The sequence below is a fragment of the Hydrogenophaga sp. genome (assembly GCF_035481345.1).
Taxonomy (GTDB): domain Bacteria; phylum Pseudomonadota; class Gammaproteobacteria; order Burkholderiales; family Burkholderiaceae_C; genus Hydrogenophaga.
The window spans coordinates 18722-40752 of record NZ_DATIGV010000064.1 but is presented as its reverse complement, the minus strand read 5'-3'; the positions used below and the strand labels follow the sequence as shown (position 1 = coordinate 40752).

Here is a 22031-nt window from a genome sequence, read left to right as displayed (position 1 = left end):
CGTGGCGCGCCTCCTCAACGTACCGCCATGGCGCAGATTCCCCACCCCATTTCACTGGCCACCGCCCCTCCACCCCAAGGGGGGCGCGGTGCCGAGCGCTGGCACCCGGCCCACCTGTTGCGCGCGCCGCACCGGCTTGCCTTCGCCGGCGCCACCATGGTGCTGGTGCTTGGCGCCCTGTGGTGGCTGTGGGTGCAACTGGCCCGGCTGGGCTGGCTGCCATCGGGGCCGCTGGCGGTGTCGCCCAGCCTGGGGCACGGCGTGCTGATGGTGCACGGCTTCATGCCCCTGTTTTTCACCGGCTTCCTGTTCACGGCCGGCCCCAGGTGGCTGGGCATGCCGGGCCCCGAGGCGCGCGCGGTGCTGCCTTCGGTGGCGCTGCAGGCCCTGGCCTGGCCGCTGTGGCTGCTGGGCGTTCACCTGTCGGCCGGGCTGGCGGTGGCGGGCTTGTTGCTGGCGGCAGCGGGCCAGGGTCTGGCCGGTGCGCGCTTCCTGCGGCTGCTGCGCGCCAGCCCGGCCGAGGACACGGTGCATGCCCGGCTGATCGCGCTCGGCTGGACCATCGGCACGCTCACGCTGCTGGGACTGGCGGCGGGCGTGGTGAGCGACGATCCCGACGCTGCGCGACGCTGGCTGTACACCGCGCTGTGGGGCTTCGTGGCGCTGGTGTACGTCACGGTGGTGCACCGCATGGTGCCCTTCTTCACGTCCAGCGCCCTGCCGCTGTTGCGGCTGTGGCGGCCGATGTGGGTGCTGTACGTGCTGGTGGCCACGGTGGCGCTGAAGGCCCTGGGGCCCTGGCTCACACGGGCCGGGTTGGACGCCACCGCCTGGAGCGCCTTCGAGGGTTTTGCCCTGCTGGTGGCCGGCTTCGTGCTGCTGTGGCTGGCCTTCGTGTGGGGCCTGGTGCAGAGCCTGTCGATCCGCCTGCTGGCCATGCTGCATCTGGGCTTCGTCTGGCTGGGGCTGGGGCTGTCGATCGACGGCATCGGGCAGGTCTGGGGGTGGGTCAGCGGCACACCGCTGACGCCGCTGGCCGCGCTGCACGCCACCACCATGGGATTCCTGGGCTCTCTCATGCTGGCGATGGTCACGCGCGTGTCCTGTGGCCACGGCGGGCGACCGCTCCTGGCCGATCGCCTGTCCTGGTGGGCTTTCCTGCTGCTGCAGGCGGCCACGCTGCTGCGCATCGCCGCGGCGGTGGCGCCGCCGCAATGGGTGGGCGCGCTGACCGCCACCACCGCCGGGCTGTGGTTGCTGGCGGTGGGCCCCTGGGGGCTGCGCCTGCTGGACTGGTATGGGCGAGCCCGACCCGATGGCAAGCCGGGCTGACAAGCCGGCGCCCGCAGGCGCCGGTGGCCTCACGCGATCGGCAGGCCCAGGGGCAGGCGCGTGCGCGCGCTGACCGCCATCAGGGCGACCACCGCCAGCGCAGCGATCAGGCACGCGGCGCGCAGGCCGCGCGTGGGCGCGCGCCGCAGCGCCAGGGCGCCCAGCACCACGTAGACAGGCAGCAGCAGGAGCTTGACCAGCAGCCAGGGCTCGCGCAGCGGGCTGTGGTGCATGAGCACCCACAGCGCGACACCGGCCAGCAGCAACAGGGTGTCGATGCCCATGCTGAGGCGGCGCCAGGGGGCGCGCAAAGGCCATTGACCACCGGCCAACGCCCCCAGGCCACGCGCGGCGAACAGCGAAACGCTGGCGATGACCAGGGCGATGTGCGCGGTGCGCAGCAGGAAATAGCTTGAGGCGAGGTCCAACGACATGGCAGGATTGTCGGCGGCAAAGGCCGCCGCGCTCAAGAATGGGCAGCCGCTGCCGAGATGTACCCTGAGGGCTTTCGCCCGCTCACCGCCTGACCCAGGAGCGCGCCATGTCGCCATCCCCCGTGAACCCCGCGCCCCGGCGCCACAAGATCCTGATCGTCGACGACGACCCGGGCATGGTGCACCTGCTCGCGCGCACCCTGCTCGACATCGCGCAACTGCACTTCGCGGTGCGCGGTGACGACGCGCTGACCAAGCTGGCCCAGCACCAGCCCGACCTGCTGGTCATCGACGCCGAACTGCCCGATCTCAACGGCTATGAGGTGATCGCGCGCATGCGCGAGAAGCCCGCGCTGGCGAAAACCAAGGTGGTGATGGTCACCTCGCACAACACCTCGTCGTACCGCCAGCGCGCGTTCGACGCGGGTGTGCTGGACTTCTTCACCAAGCCGATCGACCGCGACCTGATCCGCCTGCGGCTGGAGCAGATCCTGAGCGGCGAGGCCATGGAGTACATCGAGCTCGACGAGCGCCCGCTGCCGGTGCGCAAGGCCGCCGAACGCGCGGCCGCGCCGGCGCCGGCGCCGGCCCCCGCTCCCGCTCCCGCTCCCGCGCCAGTCGCCGCCCCAGCCGCCGTCCCGGTGGCCGCGGCGGCCGCGGTGGACGTGCACGCCATCACCTCCGAGCTGTTCGAGCGCATCTCGGCCATCCTGCTGCAGGCCGAGACGCTGCGCGAGCGCGCCCCGGCCGGCGCCAGTGCGGCCGAGCTCTACCCCGTCCAGCGCATCCAGGAAGAATGCGCCGAGGTGATCCAGTTGCTGGTCACCATGAGCGGCGAGGACTGATCGAACCCCCACGCTGCGCCGCTGCGCGGGTCGGGCTGATCCGCCTTGGGGCGGCCCGGCGGCCGATCGCGCGCCCGGCCACTCAGGCGGCCAGGCGCACGGCCGGCTCGTCGCTCGCGTGCGCCGCCAGGGCCAGCGCGCGCCGCAGGAAGGCGCGGTTGGCGCCGCTGTCCGGCCGCAGCGCCAGGCGCTCGTGCGCCAGGGCTTCGGCCAGCGCGCGCTGGCCGCCGCGCAGGGCCGCTTCGGTCAAGGTCCAGTCGATCACGTCGCGCTGCGCGTGGCTGCCGCCGAAGCGGTTGGCGATGGGGCGCGCGCGCCAAAGGCAGTCGATCGACCGCTCGAAGTCGCCGTGCCAGAAGGCGGCGAAGCCGGCCACCAGGTCGGCCCCGGTCTCCGCCGCCCAGCGCGCCGCCTCGCCGCGTTCGCCTGCGTGGCGCAGCCGCGCCTCCAGCGCGCGCACCTCGGCGTCGCGGCCCGCGCCCAGCCAGGCCATGGTGGCGTGCCAGTCGTTGAAGGCGTAGCTCCCGCCGTCGGCGTGCGCGTCCCAGGCGCTGGCCAGTTCGCCCCAGCGATCGCCGAGCGCGTGGCCGCCCAGGTGCAGGCGCCACAACAGGGCGGAGGCGTCCACCATGTCCACCGCGACCGCGCTGCGGCCGGCGCGGATGGGGCCGTCGTACAGCGCCAGCGCCTCATCGGCCTCGCCGGTCTCGATGTGGCACAGCGCGCGGTGCCACCAGTTGTGCACCTGGAAGAAGTTGTCCGCGCCCGACCAGTGCGGCTCACGCACCCGCGCCCAGTCGATGCCGTCCTCGTGGCGCGCCTGCATCTCCATCACGTGCGCCACCGCGTGGTGCGCCCAGCAGTCGCGCGGCTCGGCGCTGAGCGCGGCGTGGGCGGCGTCCTCGGCCTCGGCGTACTGGCCGCACTCCTCCAGACCGAAGGCGTGCATGCCCAGCAGCAGGCCACGGCCCGGCCGGTCGGCGGCCCACTGCGGCAGCGTGCGCGCGATGCGGTCGCGCAGGCTGCGCGCGTTGGCGCGGAAGAAGTCCACCAGGTGCCCGACCTGCAGCGCGACGATGTCGAACGGGTGCTCGACGTGGTGGCGGTCCAGCAGCACGGCCGCGGCCGACCACTCGCCATCGAGGATGCGCGTGGCCGCGGCCAGGTGCGAGCGCTCGCGCCCGTTGAGCGGCCAGCCGGCCACCGTGGCCAGCAGGCCGCGCGCGGCCTGCGTGGCGGCGGGCTCGGTGGCCACGGCCATCAGGTGCGCCTTGAGCAGCGCGGCCATGGCGAAGCGCGGCGCCAGTGCGAGGGCGGTGTCCAGCGCCGCGATGGGGTCGCCCCGGTACAGGTTGAAGGCGGTGACTGCCTGGTCGAAGTGCTGCGCGGCCTCGCGCGTGGCGCCTGACAGCGCCTGGCCTTGTGCGTCGGTGATCATGGGAAATGCTCCGTGGTTCGAGGAAATCCGGCGCGCGCGACGGGCAGTCATTGCCCGCGCGGTGCCGGTGCCCTTAATCTAGGCAGCCTGCCCGGCGGCGGCCATGCCCGCGCCGCCGGGTTTTGTTGCCGATCCGCCGGCCCCCTCCCCCATCGATATGAACGACGCCCCCGACCATGCCCTGGACGACGTGCTGCGCGCGCTGCGCCTGCGCGGCGGCGTGTTCGTGGAGGCCGAGTTCGGCGAGCCCTGGTGCGTGCTGTCGCAGGTGGGGCCCGAGGACTGCGCGGAGTTCACGCCGCTGCCGCGCGAGGTGATCGCCTACCACTACGTCTGCGAGGGAACGATGCGCCTGCGCGTGGAGGGCGCGGCGCGCGACATCGAACTGCGCGCGGGCGATCTGGCGATCCTGCCGCGCAACCAGCGCCACCGTCTGGGCAGCGACCTCGGCGCGCCCCCTCTGCCGGTGGAACAGCTGGACCACCACGCGGGCCACCATGGGGTGCTGCGCCTGGTGCACCCGGGGCAGCGCCTGGGCGCGCGCTTCTTTTGCGGCTACCTGGGCCACGACAACGTGAGCGATCCCCTGCTCATGGCCCTGCCCGAGGTGCTGCACCTGCGTCTGGGCGACCCCGCCTCGGCGCAGTGGGTGGAGAGTTCTCTGCGCTTCGCCGCGCAGCCCGCTGGCGCGCAGCACGGCCTCACGCCCAGTGTGCTGAGTCGGCTGGCCGAACTGCTGTTTGCCGAGGCCGTGCGCCAGTACCTGGCGGGACAGCCCGAGGGCGGCAATGGCTGGCTCGCCGGCCTGCGCGACGCCAAGGTGGGCCGCGCACTGGCCTTGCTGCACGGCGAACGCCAGCGCGCCTGGACAACGGAAGAACTGGCCCGCCTGGTCGGGGCGTCCCGATCGGCCTTCGCGGAGCGCTTCACCGCGCTGGTGGGCGAGCCGCCCATGCGCTACCTGGCCCAGCAGCGCATGCGGCTGGCGGCCGAGCGCCTGCGCGAGACCGACGAACCCATCGCGCGCATCGCCGAGGTGGCGGGCTACGAGAGCGAACCCGCCTTCCACCGGGCGTTCAAGCGCGCCTTCAACGAGTCGCCGGCGGCGTGGCGGCGCCGCCAGGCGGGTGCGACGCTGCTGGCGCCGTGACGCGGCGGGTCGCCGCGATCGCCCCGCCGGGCCTCAGGCCTTCAGCGAGAACCCCGCGATGCGCTTGTAGTTCTCGGAGATCTCGCGCAGCGCGTCCTGGCTGATCAGGTCGTCGATGCGGGTGAAGGGCTGGCCGCCACTGAGCTCGTCGGCCTTCATGATGATGAAGTCCGGCGGCAGGGTGCGGTTGGTCTCCACCACCCGGGACGTGGCCGGCAGGCGCGCGGCTTCGTAGCGGCGCAGCGCGGCCTCGGCGTCGGCGGGCGTGGCGCTCAGTTCGTCGGCCAGGGTGCGCGCGTCGATCAGCGCCTGCGCCGAGCCGTTGGAGCCGCGCGGGTACATGGGGTGCGCGGCGTCGCCCAGCAGCGTCACGCGGCCCTCACCCCAGTGCGGCAGGGCGTTCTTGTCGACCATGGGGTACTCGAAGACCTGCTGCGCGCCGGTGATCAGCGCCGGCACGTCCAGCCAGTCGAAGCGCCAGTCCTGGAAGATCGGCAGGAAGTCCTCCACGCGGCCGGGCTTGTTCCAGTCGTTCATGGGCGCGCGCGGGTCGCGGATCTCGGCCACCCAGTTGATGAGCTGGTTGCCCTGGCCATCGACGTTGTCGACGATGGGGTAGATCACCATCTTGCCGGTGTCGATGCTGCCGATGCGCAGGTAGCTCTTGCCGTCCAGGATGGGCTTGTGCACCGACACGCCGCGCCAGGTGTTGATGCCGGCGTAGCAGACCTTGTCCTGCGGGTGCAGGTGCCGCCGGATCACGGAGTTCACGCCATCGCAGGCCACCACCACGTCGGCCCACGCGGACGCCCCGGTGTCGAAGCGCAGCGTCGCGCCCTGTGCGTCGGGCTCGATGGCCACACAGCGGTGGCCGGTGTGCAGGCGCGCGCTGCCCAGGCGCTGCAGGGCGGCGCGCCACAGCACGCCGTGCAGCTTGCCGCGGTGGATGCCCAGTTCGGGCAGCGGGTAGCCCGCGTGGCGGCCGCGCGGCTCGCTGTAGACGAACTGCCCCCAGCGGTTGAAGAACACGCTCTCGCGGTTCTCGATCGCGATGGCCTCCAGCTCGGCCGTCAGGCCCAGGGCGTCGAGTTCGCGCATGGCGTGCGGCAGCAGCGTGATGCCCACGCCCAGTTCCTTCACCTCGGCCACGCCTTCGTAGACATCGCAATCCAGCCCGCGCTGCTTCAGTGCCAGCGCGAACGCCAGGCCACCGATGCCACCTCCCACCACCGCGATCTTCATCGTCGTGCCCTGCTTCATTCGGCCTTGATGCCTTGTGCCTTGATCAGCGCGGCCCAGCGGTCCGCGTCCTTGCTCACCAGCCTGGCGAAGCCATCGGGCGTGTCGCTCGCGGGGTCCATGCCCTGGCCTTCGAAGGCCTTCTTCACGTCCTCGCTGCGCAGGATGTCGTTGATCTCGCGGTTGAGCGCGGTCACTTGCGCGGCGGGCATGCCCTTGGGCGCGAAGATGCCGTACCACATGTCCACGTTCACCTCGCCGGCCTTGGCCTCGCTCAGCGTGGGCAGCTCGGGCAGCAGCGGGTGGCGCTTGTCGCTGCCGATGCCCAGCGCCACCAGGCGGCCGCTGCGCACCTGCGGCAGCGCCACGTGAATGGGCAGGAACATGGCGTCCACTTGGCCACCGATCATGTCGGTGACGGCCGGGCCGGTGCCGCGGTAGGGAATGTGCGTGAGGAAGACCTTGGCGGTGTTCTTGAACAGCTCCATCGACAGGTGGTGCGGCGTGCCCACGCCGGGCGAGGCGTAGTTGAGCTTGCCAGGCGCCTTCTTCGCGGCGGCGATCAGCTCGGCCGCGGTCTTGAAACCCGAGCGCGGGTGCGTCACCAGGATGAGCTGACCCCAGCTCGTCAGGCTCACCGGCTGCAGGTCGCGCACGGGGTCGAAGGGCATCTGCGGGTACAGGCTGCGGTTCATCACCAGCGTGTTCACGCTCACCAGCAGGGTGCTGCCATCGGGCGCGGCACGCACCACGGCCTCGGTGCCGATGTTGCCGGAGGCGCCCGCGCGGTTCTCCACCACCACCGGGCGCTTGAGGCGCTCGGACAGCTTGGGGCCCACGGTGCGGGCGATGAGGTCGATGCCGGTGCCCGGCGTGAAGGGCACGACGAGGCGCAGCGGGCCGTCCTGCGCGGCGGCCACGCCCGCCGAAGCGAGCAGCGCGGCGGCGACGAGGCCGCGGCGGGTGAGCGGAAAACCGGGGGTCATGCGAGGACTCCTATCGTTAGCATGCTTTCAAATATCGGGGAAAGTTCGCCCGCCGCACATCCGTAGAATCCCGATCCTCCGACGAACGCCATGACCTTGAACGACCTCTACCAACGCCCGGGCTTTCTGCTTCGTCGCACCCACCAGATCTCGGCGGCGGTGTTCGAGAACGCCTGCGCCAGCGTGGGTCTCACGCCGGCGCAGTATGGCGTGCTCACCGTGCTGGCGGCCGAACCGGGGCTCGACCAGACGCGGCTGTCGCGCGCCCTCGCCTTCGACAAGGTGACGGTGATGCGCGTGCTCAAGGGTCTGGAGGAACGCGGCCTGGTGTCGCGCGAGCGCTCCAGCGTGAGCCGGCGGCAGATGACGGTGAGCCTCACCCCCGAAGGCCAGACGCTGCTGGCCGCCGCGCGCGAGCCGGCCGAGCGCGCCTACCAGCGCCTGCTCTCGCCGCTCACGCCGGCGCAGCGGCGCCAATTGATCGAGCTGTTGCAAACGCTTACCAATGGCCTGGCGGACGAGGCGCGTGCGCCCTTCGTCCCGCTGGAACCCAATGCCGACGCGGCTCCCACGCCGCGCGCGCGCCCGCGCCGCTCCGCCGCCTGAGCGGGCGCCAGCCCGAGGCTGGCCCGACGATTGCTATGGCGTGCGGAACGGGATTTGTCGATCCCGCCGTCCGCACCGAACCGGACGATCACCGCACACGGGGGCCGTTAGCGTGCAACTGATCGAGTCACATGAACTGGCAACGGCCATCGCTCCGCTCGGCGCGGCCGCGCACGCGCCACTCGCGGTGGCGCCGGCCTACCAGGGCGTGTGGGCCCGCACCCTGCTCGAAACACCAGCAGGGCGCGACACCACGACGTGGGTGCGCTGGGTGCAGACCGGCAACTGGCACGGCGCCCTGAGCGACCGGGACGAGACGCTGGGCCCACGCAGCGGCCCGGGCGCCGAACACAGCGTGTTCCAGACACCCGATCGCATCGTGCAGACCGCGCTGCGGGAGCGCCAACTGGCGGTATGGGAACGCCTGCCGGCCTCGCAGGGGCGCCGCATCGCGCTCGCGCGTCGCGACTCGCAGGGCTTGCCCACGCAGGAGCGCTTGCTGATCTGCGGGGACTACCTGCTTCATTTCAGGCCCGCCACTCAGGGCTCGCCCGAGTTGGCCTTCGGCCGGCTGGACGACACCGGTACGCACTGGCGCGTCGAGCGCGCGAACCAGGCGCCACCCGATGGACGCGAGCGCGCCTGGCACCTTCAGCGCCTGGGCATGGATCTGGCCACCGTGAACGGCGACGAGCCACTCGCGGGCACCTGGGAGGTGCTGGAGTGGCTCGAGACGTGAGCGCCGTCGCGCGGCGCTGATCGGGGAACGCCTGGGCTCAGCGGTCGCGGCGGCCGCGCGGACCGCCCGCGCGTTCGCCGAAGCCGCCGCCACGCGGGCCGCCGAAGCCGCCTTCGCGCGAACCGAAGCCGCCTTCGCGCGCGCCGCCGCCGCCATTGGGGCGTTGGCCCCAACCCCGGGCCTGGGCCGGGCGGTCATCACCGCGCGAGAAGCGCACGTCGCCGCGCGGAGCGCGCGACTCGGGGTTATAGGGCGCACGCGCTTCGTTGGGGTACGGCGCGCGCGCCTCCGCACGCGCGGGACGTGCATCGCCATGGGGCGCACGGCTTTCGCCACGGAACGGACGCGCCTCGCCGTAGGGCGCGCGGCCCTCGCCACGCGACGGGCCCCAGCCCTCGCCACGGCCGGCGGGACGGCCACCCGGGCGGCCACCGCCACCACGGCGGTCTTGCGAGAAGCCCTCGCGGCGCGGTGCCGGCGGGCGCTCGCGCGGCTCCAGGCCCGGCACCACCTCGGCCTTGAAGCGCTGCTGCGTGTAGGCCTCGATGTCGCTGATGCGGCGGCGGTCGCGGAACTCGGCGAAGGTGACGGCCAGGCCGTCGCGGCCCGCGCGGCCGGTGCGGCCGATGCGGTGCGTGTAGTCCTCGGCCTTCATCGGCAGGCCGAAGTTGAAGACGTGGGTGATAGTCGGCACGTCGATGCCGCGCGCGGCCACGTCGGTGGCCACGAGGATCTGCACCTGCCCGTTGCGCAGCGCCATGAGGCGGCGGTTGCGCAGGCCCTGGCTGAGCGCGCCGTGCAGCGCCACGGCCGCGAAGCCGGCCTGCTGCAGTTCACCGGCCAGGCCGTCGCATTCGATCTGCGTGCTGGCGAACACGATGGCCTGGTCGATCGAGGCGTCGCGCAGCCAGTGGTCGAGCAGCTTGCGCTTGTGCTCGGCGTGGTCGGCCCAGAACAGCACCTGCTTGATGTTGGCGTGCTTTTCCTGCGGGCTGTCGATCTGCACCTTCTGCACGTGCTTGCCGTTGTCGTGCATCACACGCAAGGCGAGCTGCTGGATGCGCGGCGCGAAAGTGGCGCTGAACATCATGGTCTGGCGGCGCTGCGCCGTCAGGGCGTTGATCTCGGCGAGGTCGTCGGAGAAGCCCAGGTCGAGCATGCGGTCGGCTTCGTCGACGACGAGGAACTGCACCTGGTCGAGCTTGAGCTGCATGGAGCGTTGCAGGTCAAGCAGGCGGCCCGGCGTGGCGACCACGAGATCGGCGTTCTGCAGCTTGGCGATCTGCAACTGATAGGGCATGCCGCCCACGACGCTGGCGATGCGCAGGCCGCGGCAGTGGCGCACCAGGTCGATGGCGTCGTGCGCCACCTGCTGCGCGAGTTCGCGCGTGGGACACAGCACCAGGGCGCCCGGCGTGGCGGGCTTGAAGTGGCGCGGCAGCAGCGGGTTCTTGCGCTTGGGCGCCTTGGGCGGCGCCTCGCCACGCGCGGTGGCCTCGGCCGCCAGACGCTCGCGTTCGGCGCGCTCGGCCGCTTCGCGCGCGGCCTGCTGCTCGATGAGGGTGTGCAGCACGGGCAGCAGGAAGGCGGCGGTCTTGCCGCTGCCGGTCTGGCTGGAGACCATCAGGTCGGCGTAGCGCTCGGCGCCTTCGGCCTTGATGGCCAGTGGCATCACCTTGGCCTGCACGGCCGTGGGCTGGGTGTAGCCCAGGTCGGCCACGGCCGACACGAGTTCGGGGGCCAGGCCCAACGCGGCGAAGGCGCTGGCGTCCACCGGGGCTTGCTGTTGTTGTTCGGGAGAGATCGCGGGCGAGGTTTCGCCGCGCGCTTCGAAAGCGTCGCTCATGTTCGTTCCTGCGCCCCGCAAAGGAATGGGGCGCCAATGACCGAATGCCGCGCGAAGGGGAGATTCAAGCCCCGGGGCGTCGGATCCGTTCGTGGTTACACAACATCAACCACAAACGGTCCGCCCGGAAGCGGTGGCCCCTGCTCGCTCGCGCTGGATGGCGGGCGGTGTTCGGGGGCCGGGTGTGTGAGGCCAATGCACAAAAGGCTTCGCCGTTGCCAGCGAAGCCCGAGATTCTCGCACAGATCCGGGAAAACCCCAAGACCTGGTCAGGCCATGACCGCGGCCACCAGGTGGAACAGCAGCGCGGCCAGCACCGCCGTCGCCGGCACGGTGACGATCCAGGCCGCCACGATGCGCAGCACCACCGAGCGCTTGACGATCTCTTTCTTGTAGGCCTTCTTGAAGGCCCTGCGCTCGCCTTTGTCGAACACCGCGCCGTCCAGGCCGCGCACCTTGGCGCGCTGCTTCATGTCGGCCAGCATCTGCTTCTTCTCCTGCACCTCGGCGGCCTCGAAGCGCTGCATGTAGGCCTCGACCTCCTCGCGGTCGGCGCCCTGGTGGCCGGCGCGCACCACCGCCTCCATCTTGGCGTAGTTGACCTTGAGCAACTCACGCAGGAAGCCCACGCCGAACACGGCGCCGATGGAGATGTGGGTGGTGGACACCGGCATGCCCAGTTGCGAGGCCATGATCACGGTCAGCGTGGCGGCCATGGCGATGGAGTAGGCGCGCATCTGGTCGAGTTCGGTGATTTCCTTGCCCACGGTGCGGATGAGCTTGGCGCCATACAGCCCCAGCCCCACCGACAGGCCCAGCGCGCCCAGCACCATGATCCACATCGGCGTGCCGGCGGTGGTGGCGATGGCGCCTTCCTTCACCGCCTCGTAGATGGCGGCCAGCGGGCCCACGGCATTGGCCACGTCGTTGGCGCCGTGCGCGAAGCTCAGCAGCGCAGCCGAGCAGACCAGCGGCCAGGTGAAGAGCTGGTTCACGCCGTCCTTGGAGTTCTCCTGGCGCAGCGCGGCGCGCTCGATGGGCTTGCGGATCAGCGCCCACACCACCGCGGCCGTGGCCAGGCCCGCCAGCAGCGCCACCACGAAATTGATCTTCACCACCTGATTGACGCCCTTGAGCAGCATGTAGGTGGTGTAGCTCCACACCATCATCGCGATCAGGACGGGCACCACGCGCGCGGCCGCCTCGGTCTTTTCGGTGCGGTAGGTCACGCTGCGCTTGATGACGTACAGGAACACCGCGGCGATCAGCGCGCCCGACAGCGGCGAGATCACCCAGCTGGCGACGATGGCGCCAATGGTGGACCAGTGCACCATGCCCCAGCCGCCCGCCGCGATGCCCGCGCCCATGACGGCGCCGATGATGGAGTGCGTGGTGGACACCGGTGCGCCCAGCGCCGTGGCCAGGTTGAGCCACAGCGCGCCGGCCAGCAGCGCGGCGAACATCACCCACGCGAACAGCGTGGGGTCGGCGATGTCGGCCGGGTCGATGATGCCGCCCTTGATCGTGCTGACCACGTCACCCCCGGCGACGATGGCGCCCAGCGCCTCGAACACCGCCGCGACAACGATCGCCCAGCCCATGGTCATGGCGCCCGAGCCCACCGCCGGGCCCATGTTGTTGGCCACGTCGTTGGCGCCGATGTTCATGGCCATGTAGGCGCCCACCGCCGCCGCGATGATCAGCAACCACACGGCCGTGCGGCTCAGCCCGGCGTCGGCCGCGCCGGTGAGCGAGGCGTACAGGCCCACGAGCAATAGAAAGGCCACCGCGGTGGCCAGTTGCAACGCCTCATAGTGGCGTTCGACGAAGGAGCGGGACTTCTTCTTCATGTGAAATCGGCGTGAAAGTCACCGTATTGTCATTCAGTTGGGCCGACAGGCCCGCGGGGGCCCGGCGCGAACTCAGCGCAGGAATTGCGCCCGGTAGTGCTCGAGTTCGTCGATCGACTCGTGCACGTCGGCCAGGGCGGTGTGCATCTGGCGCTTCTTGAAGGCGTCCACCACCTCGGGGCGCCAGCGCTTGGCCAGCTCCTTGAGCGTGCTCACGTCGACGTTGCGGTAGTGCAGGTAGGCCTCGAGACGGGGCATGTACTTCACGAGGAAGCGGCGGTCCTGCCCGATGGTGTTACCGCACAGCGGCGAAGCCTGCTTGGGCACGTAGCGGGCAATGAAGTCGATGAGCTGCTGCTCGGCCTCGGCCTCGCTCACGGTGCTGGCGCGCACCTTGTCGATGAGGCCGCTGCGGCCGTGTGTGCCCTTGTTCCAGGCGTCCATGGCGTCGAGCACGGCATCGCTCTGGTGGATCACGATCACCGGGCCTTCCATGCGGGGCGTGAGCTGGGGACCGGTGATCACCACCGCGATCTCCAGCAGCCGCTCCTTCTCGGGGTCCAGGCCGCTCATCTCGCAGTCGATCCAGACCAGGTTCTGGTCGTTCTTGGCGAGCGTGGGCATCTCGGGGGCGGTGATGTCGGCGGGATTCGAACTCATCCCGCGATTCTCCGTCATCCGCCCGGGCCGGCGCTGGCGCATGGGCGCCGGTAGACTGGCGCCTTCATGGACACCGCCTCCCTCGCCTTCACCGCCGTTTTCTGCGCCCTGCTGGTGCTGGGCCTGCTCACGCGCTTCGCACTGGCCAGCCGGCAGATCCGCCACGTGGCCCGCCACCGCGAGCACGTGCCCGCGCCCTTCGACACCACCGTCCCGCTGGAGGCGCACCGCAAGGCGGCCGACTACACCATCGCGAAGGCGCGCTTCGGTCTGCTGGGCACCGCCTTCGAGACCGCCGTGCTCATCGGCTGGACGCTGCTGGGAGGGCTCAACGCCCTCAACCTCGCGCTGCTCGACCTCATGGGCCCCGGCCTGTGGCAGCAGCTCGCGCTGATCGCCGCCTTCGCGCTCATCGGCGGCCTGCTGGGCCTGCCCTTTTCCTGGTACGCCACCTTCCGGCTCGAGGAGCGCTTCGGCTTCAACAAGACCAGCCTGGGCCTGTGGATCGCCGACGGCCTCAAGGGCGGCCTGCTGGGCGCGGCCATCGGCCTGCCGCTGGCCGCGCTGGTGCTCTGGCTCATGGGCGCGGCCGGCGACACCTGGTGGCTGTGGGCCTGGGGCGTGTGGATGGTGTTCAACCTGCTCGCGCTGGTGCTGTACCCCACGCTCATCGCGCCGCTGTTCAACCGGTTCGAGCCGCTCACCGACGCGGCCGTGAAGGACCGCGTGAATGCGCTCATGGCGCGCTGCGGGTTCTCGGCCCAGGGGCTGTTCGTCATGGATGGCAGCAAGCGCAGCGCGCACGCCAACGCCTACTTCACCGGCTTCGGCGCCGCCAAGCGCGTGGTGTTTTTCGACACCTTGCTTCAGCAGCTCACGCCCGACGAGATCGACGCCGTGCTCGCGCACGAGCTCGGCCACTACCGCCTGCGTCACATCACGAAGCGCGTGGTGATGCTGTTCGCGCTGAGCCTCGTGGGCTTCGCGGCGCTGGGCTGGGCCGCCTCGCAGGCCTGGTTCTACACCGGCCTCGGCGTGGAGCCCGACCTGGGCGCGCCCAACGACGCGCTCGCGCTGATCCTGTTCCTGCTGGTGGTGCCGCTGTTCACCTTCTTCTTGTCGCCACTGGCCGCGCAGTTGTCGCGAAAGCACGAGTTCGAGGCCGACGCCTTCGCCAAGGAGAAGACGCGCGGCGCCGACCTCGCCAGCGCCCTGCTCAAGCTCTACAAGGACAACGCCAGCACGCTCACGCCCGACCCGCTGTACGCGCGCTTCTACTACTCTCACCCCCCCGCCAGCGAACGCCTGGCGCGCCTGCAAACCGCCTGAGGGCGCCCGACCATGAACCCCATCCACCAGAACCGCCGCGCGCTCAACGCCACCGAAATCGTCACCCAGCTCAGCCAGCTCAACGGCAGCGAGGCCGATGGCTGGAAGCTCATCGACGGCTCGATCGAGCGCACCTTCAGGTTCGCCAACTACCACGAGACCATGGCCTTCGTGAACGCCATGGCCTGGATCGCCCACCGCGAGGACCACCACCCCGACGCGGCCTTTGGCTACAACCGCTGCACCCTGCGCTTCAACACGCACGATGTGAACGGCATCTCTGTCAGCGACTTCCACTGCGCGGCGGCGGTCAACGCCTTGCTCGCGACCTGATGGCCGGCACGCAGCTCGCTCGCGTGGTGGCGGCGCACGGCCGCCACTGCCTGGTGGAGGACGAGGACGGCCAGCGCACCCTGTGCCACCCGCGCGGCAAGAAGAGCGCGGTGGTGGTGGGCGACATCGTCGCCTGGCAACGCACTGGCGACGAGGGCAGCATCGAGCGCATCGAGACCCGGCGCAACCTGTTCTACCGCCAGGACGAGATGCGCACCAAGGCCTTCGCGGCCAACCTCGACCAGGTGCTGATCCTGCTCGCCGCCGAGCCGGTGTTCTCCGAAAGCCAGCTCACGCGCGCCCTGCTCGCGGCCGAGGCCGAGGGCATCAGCGCCTTCATCGTGCTGAACAAGCAGGACCTGGGTGAGGCTTTCGAGCGCGCCTGGGCGCGGCTGGAAGCCTACCGGCGCATGGGCACCGCCGTGCTGCCGCTGGGCCTGCAACAGGGCCAGGGCCTGGACAGCCTGCGCGAACGCCTGGCGGGCCGCCACACGCTGGTGCTGGGCCCCTCGGGCGTGGGCAAAAGCACCCTGGTGAACCGCCTGGTGCCCGAGGCCGGCGCCCAGACCGGCGAGATCTCGCGCGCGCTCAACACCGGACGCCACACCACCACCAGCACCACCTGGTACTGGCTGGACGCGGCGCGTGAAAGCGCGCTCATCGATTCGCCGGGCTTTCAGGAGTTCGGCCTGCACCACCTGGAAGCCGAGCACCTCGCGCAGCTCATGCCCGATCTGCGCGCCACCCTGGGCGACTGCCGCTTCTACAACTGCACGCACCGGCACGAGCCCGGCTGCGGTGTGCGATCGCACGTGGGTGCCGATCCCGCGAGCGACCCGCTGGCGATCGATGAAACCCGCTACCGGCTCTACAACGAGTTGTTCGACGAGTTGGCGAACAAGCGCCTGTATTGAACCGCGCGGGCTCGATCCGCCGCAGGGCCGCCCCAAGGCGGATCAGCCCCCTTGGGGGGCTGAGGGCCGCGGCTCCAAACCTGCCTGCGCAGGCTTGGACGGCCCGAAGAGGCAGCGACTCCGGCGCTGCCGCGGCCTGCAAGGCGCGGACCCGCGCAGCGGCGGAGCGTGAGGGCCCATTTGTCAGACCCGAGCCAGCGTCAGCAGCGCCAATAGCAGCATCCACAGCACCACCGCGCGCCACACCAGGCCCACCACGCTGCTCAGGTGCGCGAGCTGGGGCTCGGGCCGCGCGGCCGGATCGGTCTCGTCCGGCGGTGGGGCCGCCGGGTCCTGCGGGGTCAGCCGCACGTTGATGGCGCCCGAGGTGGCCGCGAGCACCACGCCGTCGCTGCCGGGCGCGAACTGCTCGGCGTCGGCGCGCCAGCTCGCCACCGCTTCCTCGAAGTTGCCCACCACCGCGAAGCCCAGGGCGGTGATGCGCGCGGGGACATGGTCGATCCAGCGCCAAGCGATCGCTGCGGCGCGGCGCAGAGCCTCGCTGGGCGTGCCGTCCGGGCGCGCGCGCCAGTTGCGTGAGAGGTATTCGGCCAGACGGTAGAACACCGCCCCGGCCGGGCCCAGACCGATCACCCAGAACAACAGGAAGCACACGAACACGCCGAACACGTGGCGATGCGCCGCCAGCACCGAGTGCTCGATCACCTGGCGCAGCAGCTCGGCGCGCGGCAAGGCGCTCGCGTCCACGCGCAGCCACTGCGCCAATTGCTCGCGCGCGGCGCGCTCGTCGCCGTCCTCCAGGCAGCGGCGGATCTCGCTGAAGTGGTGGCTGAACTGGCGAAAACCCAGCGTCACGTAGAGCACGGCCACCGTCCACACGAAGGCCAGCACGCCGCTCAGCTCCCACAGGGCGTGGTAGATCAGCGCCGCCAGCGCGGAGGGCACGCCCACGGCGAGCAGCCAGGCCAGCCAGCCGTGCGAGGACTGGCCGGCGTCGAGGTTGCGACGCACGCCGCGGCCCCAGGCGCGCAGCCCGGCGTGCACGGGGTTGTTGAACGACAGGGGACGGGCCTGCTCGATGAGCAGCGCCAGCAGGATGGCCAGGAAACCCATGGGGCCGATGATAGTGGGCCCCCGAGGCCAGGTCCTCACCGCACGCGACTCGGGCCGCGGATCAGGCCGTGAGCAGGCGGTACAGGTTGCGCAGCATGCCGGCCGTGGCGCCCCAGATGAAGCGCTCATGCTGGCCATCGTGCCAGGGCATGGAGTACCACTCGCGTACGTTGCCGTCGAAGTTCATGAGGTGGCGGCGGTGGTGGCGCGGGTCCATCAGGAAGCGCAGCGGCACCTCGAAGACGTCGTCCACTTCGTGCGGGTTGGGCCTGAGCGTGAAACCCGGCTGCACCAGGGCCACCACGGGCGTCACATGGAAGGCCGTGCCCGTGATGTAGACCGGCAAGGTGCCCAGCACCTCGACGTTCTGCGGCGGCAGGCCGATCTCCTCGTCCGCCTCGCGCAGGGCGGCGGCGATGGCGTCGGCGTCCTCCGGATCGACCTTGCCGCCCGGAAAGGCGATCTGGCCCGAGTGGGTGGACAGGGTGGACGTGCGTTGCGTGAGCAGCAGCGTCAGTTCGTCGCGCACCACCAGCGGCAGCAGCACAGCCGCATCGGCCGGCTCGCGATCGGCGAAGCGCCGTTCGCGAACGAACTCGGGTGTCCAGATCGGCGGCGCCTCGAACAGCGAACGCAGGCCGTCGGGCGTGAGCCGGTGCGCGGCCGCCGGCGGCAGGCCCTCGCTCGCCCCCGTGGCCACCACGGGCACGGTGCGCGGATCGAAGGGCGGGATGCGGACGACGGGTTCGGTCATGGGCGGATGGACGCAGCGGCGACAAAAAAGCCGCTCCGGGGAGCGGCTTTTTCGGTGAGGCCGGATCAGGCGCCCAGCTTTTCCTTGATGCGAGCCGACTTGCCGCTGCGCTCGCGCAGGTAGTACAGCTTGGCGCGGCGCACGTCGCCGCGGCGCTTGACCTCGATCTTGGCGATCAGCGGGCTGTACAGGGGGAAGGTCCGCTCCACGCCTTCGCCGCTGGAGATCTTGCGGACGATGAAGCTGGAGTTGAGGCCACGGTTGCGGCGGGCGATCACGACGCCTTCATAGGCCTGCACGCGCTTGCGGGTGCCTTCGATGACGTTGACGCTGACGATCACGGTGTCGCCGGGCGCAAAAGCGGGAATGGTCTTGCCAAGGCGGGCAATTTCTTCCTGCTCGAGGGTCTGGATGAGGTTCATGGTTTCTGTTCCACGATCGTGGCCGCGCTGCACTAAAGGCCGCGAATCCGTGAAGTCGGAACTGACTTACCCAACGGTCGCGGCGGCCGGCCAGAGGATCGAAAAGCCCGCCATTATAGCCAGACGCGCCCCGTCCGGCCAAGCCGGGGTAGCGATCCGCCGCAGGGCCGCCCCAAGGCGGATCAGCCCCCTCGAGGGGCAGCGACCCGCGCAGCGGCGGAGCGTGGGGGTCATCGTTTCAGCCGAGGCCGCGCAGGAAGCGCTCGTCGTCCGGGCCCAGGCGGCCTTCGGCCCGGGCCCTGGCGATCAGGTCGGGCCGCTGGCGGGCCGTCAGGGCCAGGCGCTGCTCGCGCCGATGCCGCTCGATGCGCTCGTGGTGCCCGCCCAGCAACACCGGCGGCACGCCCAGCGGGCCTTGCGGGCCCTGCCAGACCTCGGGTCGCGTGAAGTGCGGGCTGTCCAGCAGGCCGTCCAGCGCGGGGTTGAAGCTGTCCTGCTGGTGGCTGCCCTCGTCGCCCAGCACGCCCGGCTGCAGTCGCGCCACCGCGTCCAGCAGCGCCATGGCGGGGATTTCGCCGCCCGAAAGCACGAAGTCGCCCAGGCTGAGCTGCACATCGACGCAGGCGTCGATGAAGCGCTGGTCAATGCCCTCGTAGCGCCCGCAGACCAGCACCGCGCCTCGGGAGCTGCCCGCCCAGGTCTCGACGCCGGCGTGGTCCAGCCGATCGCCCACGGGCGAGAACAGCACGACCGGGGCGCGTTCGCCCTCCGGCTCGGCGCGCTCGGCCCGGATGGCCTGCAGGCAACGCCACAGCGGCTCGGCCATCATGACCATGCCCGGCCCGCCGCCGAAGGGCCGATCGTCCACGCGTCGGTAGTTGCCTTCCGCAAAGTCGCGCGGATTCCACAGGCGCACGTCGACCTGCTTCGACTCGAACGCGCGGCGGTTGATGCCGTGCGCCTGGAAGGGCTCAAACAGCTCGGGGAACAGGGTGACGACGTCGAAGCGCATGGGCGCCCTGGCTCAATAGTCTTTTTGCCAGTCGGCCGTGATGCGGCGCGCCGCGCGGTCCACGTCGTCGATGTACGCGGCCACGAAGGGGATCATCCGCTCGGCGCTGCGCTCCTCGCCGTCCACGGTCTCGAGGTATTCGAGCACCAGCACCGAGGTGGGCCCGGTGCTCATGAGGTCGCGCACCACGCCCAGGTCCTCGCCCTCGCGATTGACTACCCGAAGGCCGATCAGGTCGACCCAGTAGTACTCGCCCTCCTCGGGCTCGGGAAAGGCGCTGCGCGGCAGACTGATGCGGCAGCCCTTGAGCGACTCCGCGAGATTGCGGTCGTCCACGCCCTCGAGCCGCGCCACCAGGCCATCGGCGTGGGCCTTGAGCTCGGCCACGCGCAAGGCCACGCAACCCGTGAAAACGGAAAAGCCGCGCGCGAAGCGGGCTTCGGGCGGCTGAAGAAACCAGTCTCGACTGGCGAACAGCGCGTCGGTGTCGGCGCTGTAGGGCTGGATGCGGACCCAGCCCTTGATGCCCCAGGCGTCCTGGATGCGGCCCAGTTCGACGGCATCGGCCGGCAGGGCCGACGCGACCAGGGCCGCGGACATGGCGCGGTCAGGCGGCCGGCGCGGCGGCCTTGGCGTCCTTGACCAGGCGCGCGACGGTGTCGGACGGGGTGGCACCCACGCCGAGCCAGTAGTTCAGGCGATCGCTGGCGATGCGCAGCTTCTCTTCGCCGCCCTTGGCGTTGGGGTTGTAGAAACCCAGGCGTTCGATGAAATTGCCATCGCGGCGCGAGCGCTTGTCGGCGGCGACGATGGTGTAGAACGGACGGGCCTTGGCGCCGCCGCGGGAGAGTCGAATGACGACCATGATTTATCCTTCGGGTGGTTGGGCACGGTCCGGGACTTCCGGGGTGCCGCCGGATCTTTCGATCCGCTGCTTCACAGCAATTTCCGCGGTGTCTGAGACACACGACTGACCACCCGGCCAGCGAAACACCGCAAAGCCGGCGATTATAGCCCGCCGCCCATCTCGCCACACACCCTCTTCTTCCGTCTTCCACCCATGCCCCTCATCCGCCCCAGCACCGACGACGACCTCGCTGCCATCACCCGCATCTACGCCCACCACGTGCTGCACGGCACCGGCACCTTCGAAACCACCCCGCCCACCGAGGCCGAGATGGCCCAGCGCCGCGCCGACGCACTGGGCAAGGGCCTGCCCTGGCTGGTGGTGGAAGAAGGCGGGCAGGTGCTGGGCTACGCCTACGGCAACTGGTTCAAGCCGCGCCCGGCCTACCGCTTCTCGGTGGAGGACTCGATCTACCTCGCGCCCGAGGCCGCCGGCAAGGGCCTGGGACGGCTGCTGCTGGCCGAACTGCTTGCGGTGCTGCAGCGCGCGGGCATCCGCAAGGTGATGGCGGTGATCGGCGACTCGGCCAACGCCGGCTCCATCGGCGTGCACCGCGCGCTGGGCTTCACGCCCGTGGGCACGGTGCAGGCCTGCGGCTGGAAGTTCGGCCGCTGGCTGGACATCGTGATCATGGAAAAACCCCTGGGCGAAGCGCACCACACGCCGCCGCAGGAGGGTTGAACGTGCCCGGACGCAAGAACGGCAAGAACAAGACCCTGGCCGTGTGGCTGGCGCTCATCGGCGGCGCCCTGGGCCTGCACCGCTTCTACCTGCGCGGCCTGGGCGACTGGGTGGGCTGGCTGCACCCGCTGCCCACCGCGCTGGGCTGGTACGGCGTGGAGCGCGTGCTGGCGCACGGACAGGACGACAAGCTGTCCTGGGTGCTGATCCCGCTGCTGGGCCTGAGCATCGCCGCGGCCTGCCTCACGGGCATCGTCTACGCCCTGGCCGACGCGGAGAAGTGGGACCGCTGGTTCAACCCCGCCCATCCCGGCGGCACGGCCGGCCGCACCCACTGGCTCACCGTCATCGCGCTGGTGCTCTCGCTGCTCGTGGGCACCATTGCCTTCATGGGCAGTCTGGCCTTCGGCTTCCAGCGCTACTTCGAGTACCAGGTCGAAGAGGCGCGCAAGATCAGCCAGTGATCAGTTGCCCAGCGGGTTGAGCCAGGCCATCGCCGTCATCACCAGACTCAGGGTGAACAGCGCCATCACGGTGGTGAGGCCCGTGGCGGCGATGGTGAGCGCCTGTGCAGTCTCATAGCGCTGGGCGAACAGGAAGACGTTGGCGCCCACGGGCAGCGCCGCGGCCACCACCATCACCGTGAGCGGCAAGCCCGTGATACCCAGCCCCCAGGCCGACAGGCCCACCAGCAGCGGCAGCAGCAGGTTCTTCACCAGCACCACGCCGAACGCGGGCCGCCAATGCCCGGCCAGCGGCGTGCGCGCCAGGCTCACGCCCACCAGCACCAGCGCGATGGGCCCGAAGGCGCTGCCCAGCAGCTGCAGGGGCTTGTCGATCACCACCGGCAAGGTCCAGCCGGTCTGGGCGAACAGCAGCCCGCTGAGGATGGGCAAGGGAATGGGATGGATGAGCGTGCCCTTGATCACCGAGCCCAGCGTGGCCCACAAGGGCGCCGCCGCCTCGCCGCGCTCGCGGGCCTCGCGCGCCACCACCAGCTCGAGAACCACCGAGCCCACGCTGAGCAGGATCAGGGCGTGCACCGACACCAGGGTGAGCATGGTGACCAGCGCGGCCTTGCCGTAGGCCAGCTCGGCCAGGGTGATGCCGATCATCACCATGTTGGAGAACACGCTGGCCATGGCGATGACCACGCTCTCGCGGCTGAAGCCCCGCCAGGCCACGATGGCAAAGAGCACCAGCACCACCACCGGGAAATAGGCCAGCACGGGGCGCAGATCCAGCGCTTCCAGGTGCACCGAGGCCATGGTGCGAAACAGCAGCGCCGGGATGAGCAGCAGGAACACGAGGTTGGACAGGTCCTTGACCGCCGTGTCTCGGATCCATTCGCGCCGCCCCGCCAGATAGCCCAGCGCAATGAGAAGGAAAACGGGCGTGAGGGAGACGAAAAGGGGGTGCTGGGCAAGGTTCACCCGGCGAT

The 22031-nt window shown here is 70.8% G+C and carries 24 protein-coding genes; 10 read left to right on the top strand and 14 right to left on the bottom strand.

Features of this window, described 5'->3' with window-relative positions:
- Window positions 1–27: 27 nt before the first annotated feature.
- A complete protein-coding gene (locus tag VLG41_RS06845; protein ID WP_325348641.1) occupies window positions 28–1332 on the top strand; it encodes an NnrS family protein in 1305 nt (434 codons plus the stop codon).
- Between the two features lie 29 nt (window positions 1333–1361).
- On the opposite strand, the gene VLG41_RS06840 is transcribed toward VLG41_RS06845, so the two are convergent.
- Window positions 1362–1766 carry a SirB2 family protein gene (locus VLG41_RS06840; RefSeq protein ID WP_325348640.1) on the bottom strand — a complete coding sequence of 135 codons (405 nt, stop codon included), beginning with the start codon at window positions 1764–1766 and terminating at the stop codon, window positions 1362–1364.
- 107 nt (window positions 1767–1873) lie between these two features.
- Between VLG41_RS06840 and VLG41_RS06835 the strand changes: the two genes are divergently transcribed.
- On the top strand, window positions 1874–2611 hold the full coding sequence (locus tag VLG41_RS06835; RefSeq protein ID WP_325348639.1) for a response regulator: 738 nt from the start codon (window positions 1874–1876) through the stop codon (window positions 2609–2611).
- Between the two features lie 82 nt (window positions 2612–2693).
- Here the strand turns inward: VLG41_RS06835 and VLG41_RS06830 are convergent, their stop codons facing one another.
- Window positions 2694–4049 carry a tetratricopeptide repeat protein gene (locus tag VLG41_RS06830; RefSeq protein WP_325348638.1) on the bottom strand — a complete coding sequence of 452 codons (1356 nt, stop codon included), beginning with the start codon at window positions 4047–4049 and terminating at the stop codon, window positions 2694–2696.
- A 157-nt stretch (window positions 4050–4206) separates the two neighbouring features.
- Here VLG41_RS06830 and VLG41_RS06825 point away from each other — a divergent pair, with 157 nt between their 5' ends.
- The gene (locus VLG41_RS06825; RefSeq protein WP_325348637.1) at window positions 4207–5199 is read left to right on the top strand and encodes an AraC family transcriptional regulator; all 993 of its coding nucleotides are present in this window, start codon (window positions 4207–4209) and stop codon (window positions 5197–5199) included.
- A 33-nt stretch (window positions 5200–5232) separates the two neighbouring features.
- Here VLG41_RS06825 and VLG41_RS06820 read toward each other — a convergent pair whose 3' ends face one another.
- The gene (locus VLG41_RS06820) at window positions 5233–6441 is read right to left on the bottom strand and encodes a flavin-dependent oxidoreductase (protein WP_325348663.1); all 1209 of its coding nucleotides are present in this window, start codon (window positions 6439–6441) and stop codon (window positions 5233–5235) included.
- Between the two features lie 14 nt (window positions 6442–6455).
- Complete coding sequence (locus VLG41_RS06815; protein ID WP_325348636.1) at window positions 6456–7424, bottom strand: tripartite tricarboxylate transporter substrate binding protein; 969 nt, start codon at window positions 7422–7424, stop codon at window positions 6456–6458.
- A 90-nt stretch (window positions 7425–7514) separates the two neighbouring features.
- Between VLG41_RS06815 and VLG41_RS06810 the strand changes: the two genes are divergently transcribed.
- Both VLG41_RS06810 and VLG41_RS06805 read left to right on the top strand, forming a co-directional pair.
- Window positions 7515–8030: a MarR family winged helix-turn-helix transcriptional regulator gene (locus VLG41_RS06810; protein WP_325348635.1), complete on the top strand. Its 516-nt coding sequence runs from the start codon at window positions 7515–7517 to the stop codon at window positions 8028–8030.
- Window positions 8031–8142: 112 nt separating this feature from the next.
- Window positions 8143–8769 carry a hypothetical protein gene (locus VLG41_RS06805; RefSeq protein WP_325348634.1) on the top strand — a complete coding sequence of 209 codons (627 nt, stop codon included), beginning with the start codon at window positions 8143–8145 and terminating at the stop codon, window positions 8767–8769.
- Window positions 8770–8806: 37 nt separating this feature from the next.
- On the opposite strand, the gene VLG41_RS06800 is transcribed toward VLG41_RS06805, so the two are convergent.
- The 3 genes from VLG41_RS06800 to orn form a co-directional block, all read right to left on the bottom strand.
- Window positions 8807–10615, bottom strand: a complete 1809-nt coding sequence (locus VLG41_RS06800) for a DEAD/DEAH box helicase (protein WP_325348633.1) — start codon at window positions 10613–10615, stop codon at window positions 8807–8809.
- Window positions 10616–10884: 269 nt separating this feature from the next.
- Window positions 10885–12465 carry an inorganic phosphate transporter gene (locus VLG41_RS06795; protein ID WP_325348632.1) on the bottom strand — a complete coding sequence of 527 codons (1581 nt, stop codon included), beginning with the start codon at window positions 12463–12465 and terminating at the stop codon, window positions 10885–10887.
- 72 nt (window positions 12466–12537) lie between these two features.
- Window positions 12538–13125: an oligoribonuclease gene (gene orn, locus VLG41_RS06790; protein WP_325348631.1), complete on the bottom strand. Its 588-nt coding sequence runs from the start codon at window positions 13123–13125 to the stop codon at window positions 12538–12540.
- Between the two features lie 66 nt (window positions 13126–13191).
- On the opposite strand from orn, the gene VLG41_RS06785 reads away from it, so the two are divergent.
- Genes VLG41_RS06785 through rsgA form a run of 3 tightly spaced genes read left to right on the top strand, consistent with a single transcriptional unit; the run spans window position 13192 to window position 15701 of the window.
- Window positions 13192–14454 carry a M48 family metallopeptidase gene (locus VLG41_RS06785; protein ID WP_325348630.1) on the top strand — a complete coding sequence of 421 codons (1263 nt, stop codon included), beginning with the start codon at window positions 13192–13194 and terminating at the stop codon, window positions 14452–14454.
- 12 nt (window positions 14455–14466) lie between these two features.
- The gene (locus tag VLG41_RS06780) at window positions 14467–14787 is read left to right on the top strand and encodes a 4a-hydroxytetrahydrobiopterin dehydratase (protein WP_325348629.1); all 321 of its coding nucleotides are present in this window, start codon (window positions 14467–14469) and stop codon (window positions 14785–14787) included.
- Complete coding sequence (rsgA, locus tag VLG41_RS06775; RefSeq protein WP_325348628.1) at window positions 14787–15701, top strand: ribosome small subunit-dependent GTPase A; 915 nt, start codon at window positions 14787–14789, stop codon at window positions 15699–15701. The genes VLG41_RS06780 and rsgA overlap by 1 nt, the downstream gene beginning before the upstream one ends.
- A 183-nt stretch (window positions 15702–15884) precedes the next feature.
- Here the strand turns inward: rsgA and VLG41_RS06770 are convergent, their stop codons facing one another.
- The 6 genes from VLG41_RS06770 to rpsP form a co-directional block, all read right to left on the bottom strand.
- On the bottom strand, window positions 15885–16814 hold the full coding sequence (locus VLG41_RS06770; RefSeq protein WP_325348627.1) for a CobD/CbiB family protein: 930 nt from the start codon (window positions 16812–16814) through the stop codon (window positions 15885–15887).
- A gap of 61 nt (window positions 16815–16875) precedes the next feature.
- Window positions 16876–17568, bottom strand: coding sequence for a CoA pyrophosphatase (locus VLG41_RS06765; RefSeq protein WP_325348626.1), 693 nt, complete (start codon window positions 17566–17568; stop codon window positions 16876–16878).
- A 65-nt stretch (window positions 17569–17633) separates the two neighbouring features.
- Window positions 17634–17990 (bottom strand): 50S ribosomal protein L19, encoded by a 357-nt coding sequence (rplS, locus tag VLG41_RS06760; RefSeq protein WP_325348625.1) that lies wholly within the window; start codon window positions 17988–17990, stop codon window positions 17634–17636.
- Window positions 17991–18228: 238 nt separating this feature from the next.
- The gene (gene trmD, locus VLG41_RS06755; protein WP_325348624.1) at window positions 18229–19002 is read right to left on the bottom strand and encodes a tRNA (guanosine(37)-N1)-methyltransferase TrmD; all 774 of its coding nucleotides are present in this window, start codon (window positions 19000–19002) and stop codon (window positions 18229–18231) included.
- A 12-nt stretch (window positions 19003–19014) separates the two neighbouring features.
- Window positions 19015–19602 carry a ribosome maturation factor RimM gene (gene rimM / locus VLG41_RS06750; protein ID WP_325348623.1) on the bottom strand — a complete coding sequence of 196 codons (588 nt, stop codon included), beginning with the start codon at window positions 19600–19602 and terminating at the stop codon, window positions 19015–19017.
- A 7-nt stretch (window positions 19603–19609) separates the two neighbouring features.
- Complete coding sequence (gene rpsP / locus VLG41_RS06745; RefSeq protein WP_325348622.1) at window positions 19610–19867, bottom strand: 30S ribosomal protein S16; 258 nt, start codon at window positions 19865–19867, stop codon at window positions 19610–19612.
- 195 nt (window positions 19868–20062) lie between these two features.
- Here rpsP and VLG41_RS06740 point away from each other — a divergent pair, with 195 nt between their 5' ends.
- Window positions 20063–20590, top strand: coding sequence for a GNAT family N-acetyltransferase (locus tag VLG41_RS06740; protein ID WP_325348621.1), 528 nt, complete (start codon window positions 20063–20065; stop codon window positions 20588–20590).
- 2 nt (window positions 20591–20592) lie between these two features.
- On the top strand, window positions 20593–21054 hold the full coding sequence (locus VLG41_RS06735) for a hypothetical protein (RefSeq protein ID WP_325348620.1): 462 nt from the start codon (window positions 20593–20595) through the stop codon (window positions 21052–21054).
- Here VLG41_RS06735 and VLG41_RS06730 read toward each other — a convergent pair whose 3' ends face one another.
- Window positions 21055–22023 (bottom strand): AEC family transporter, encoded by a 969-nt coding sequence (locus tag VLG41_RS06730; RefSeq protein WP_325348619.1) that lies wholly within the window; start codon window positions 22021–22023, stop codon window positions 21055–21057.
- Window positions 22024–22031 lie beyond the last annotated feature (8 nt).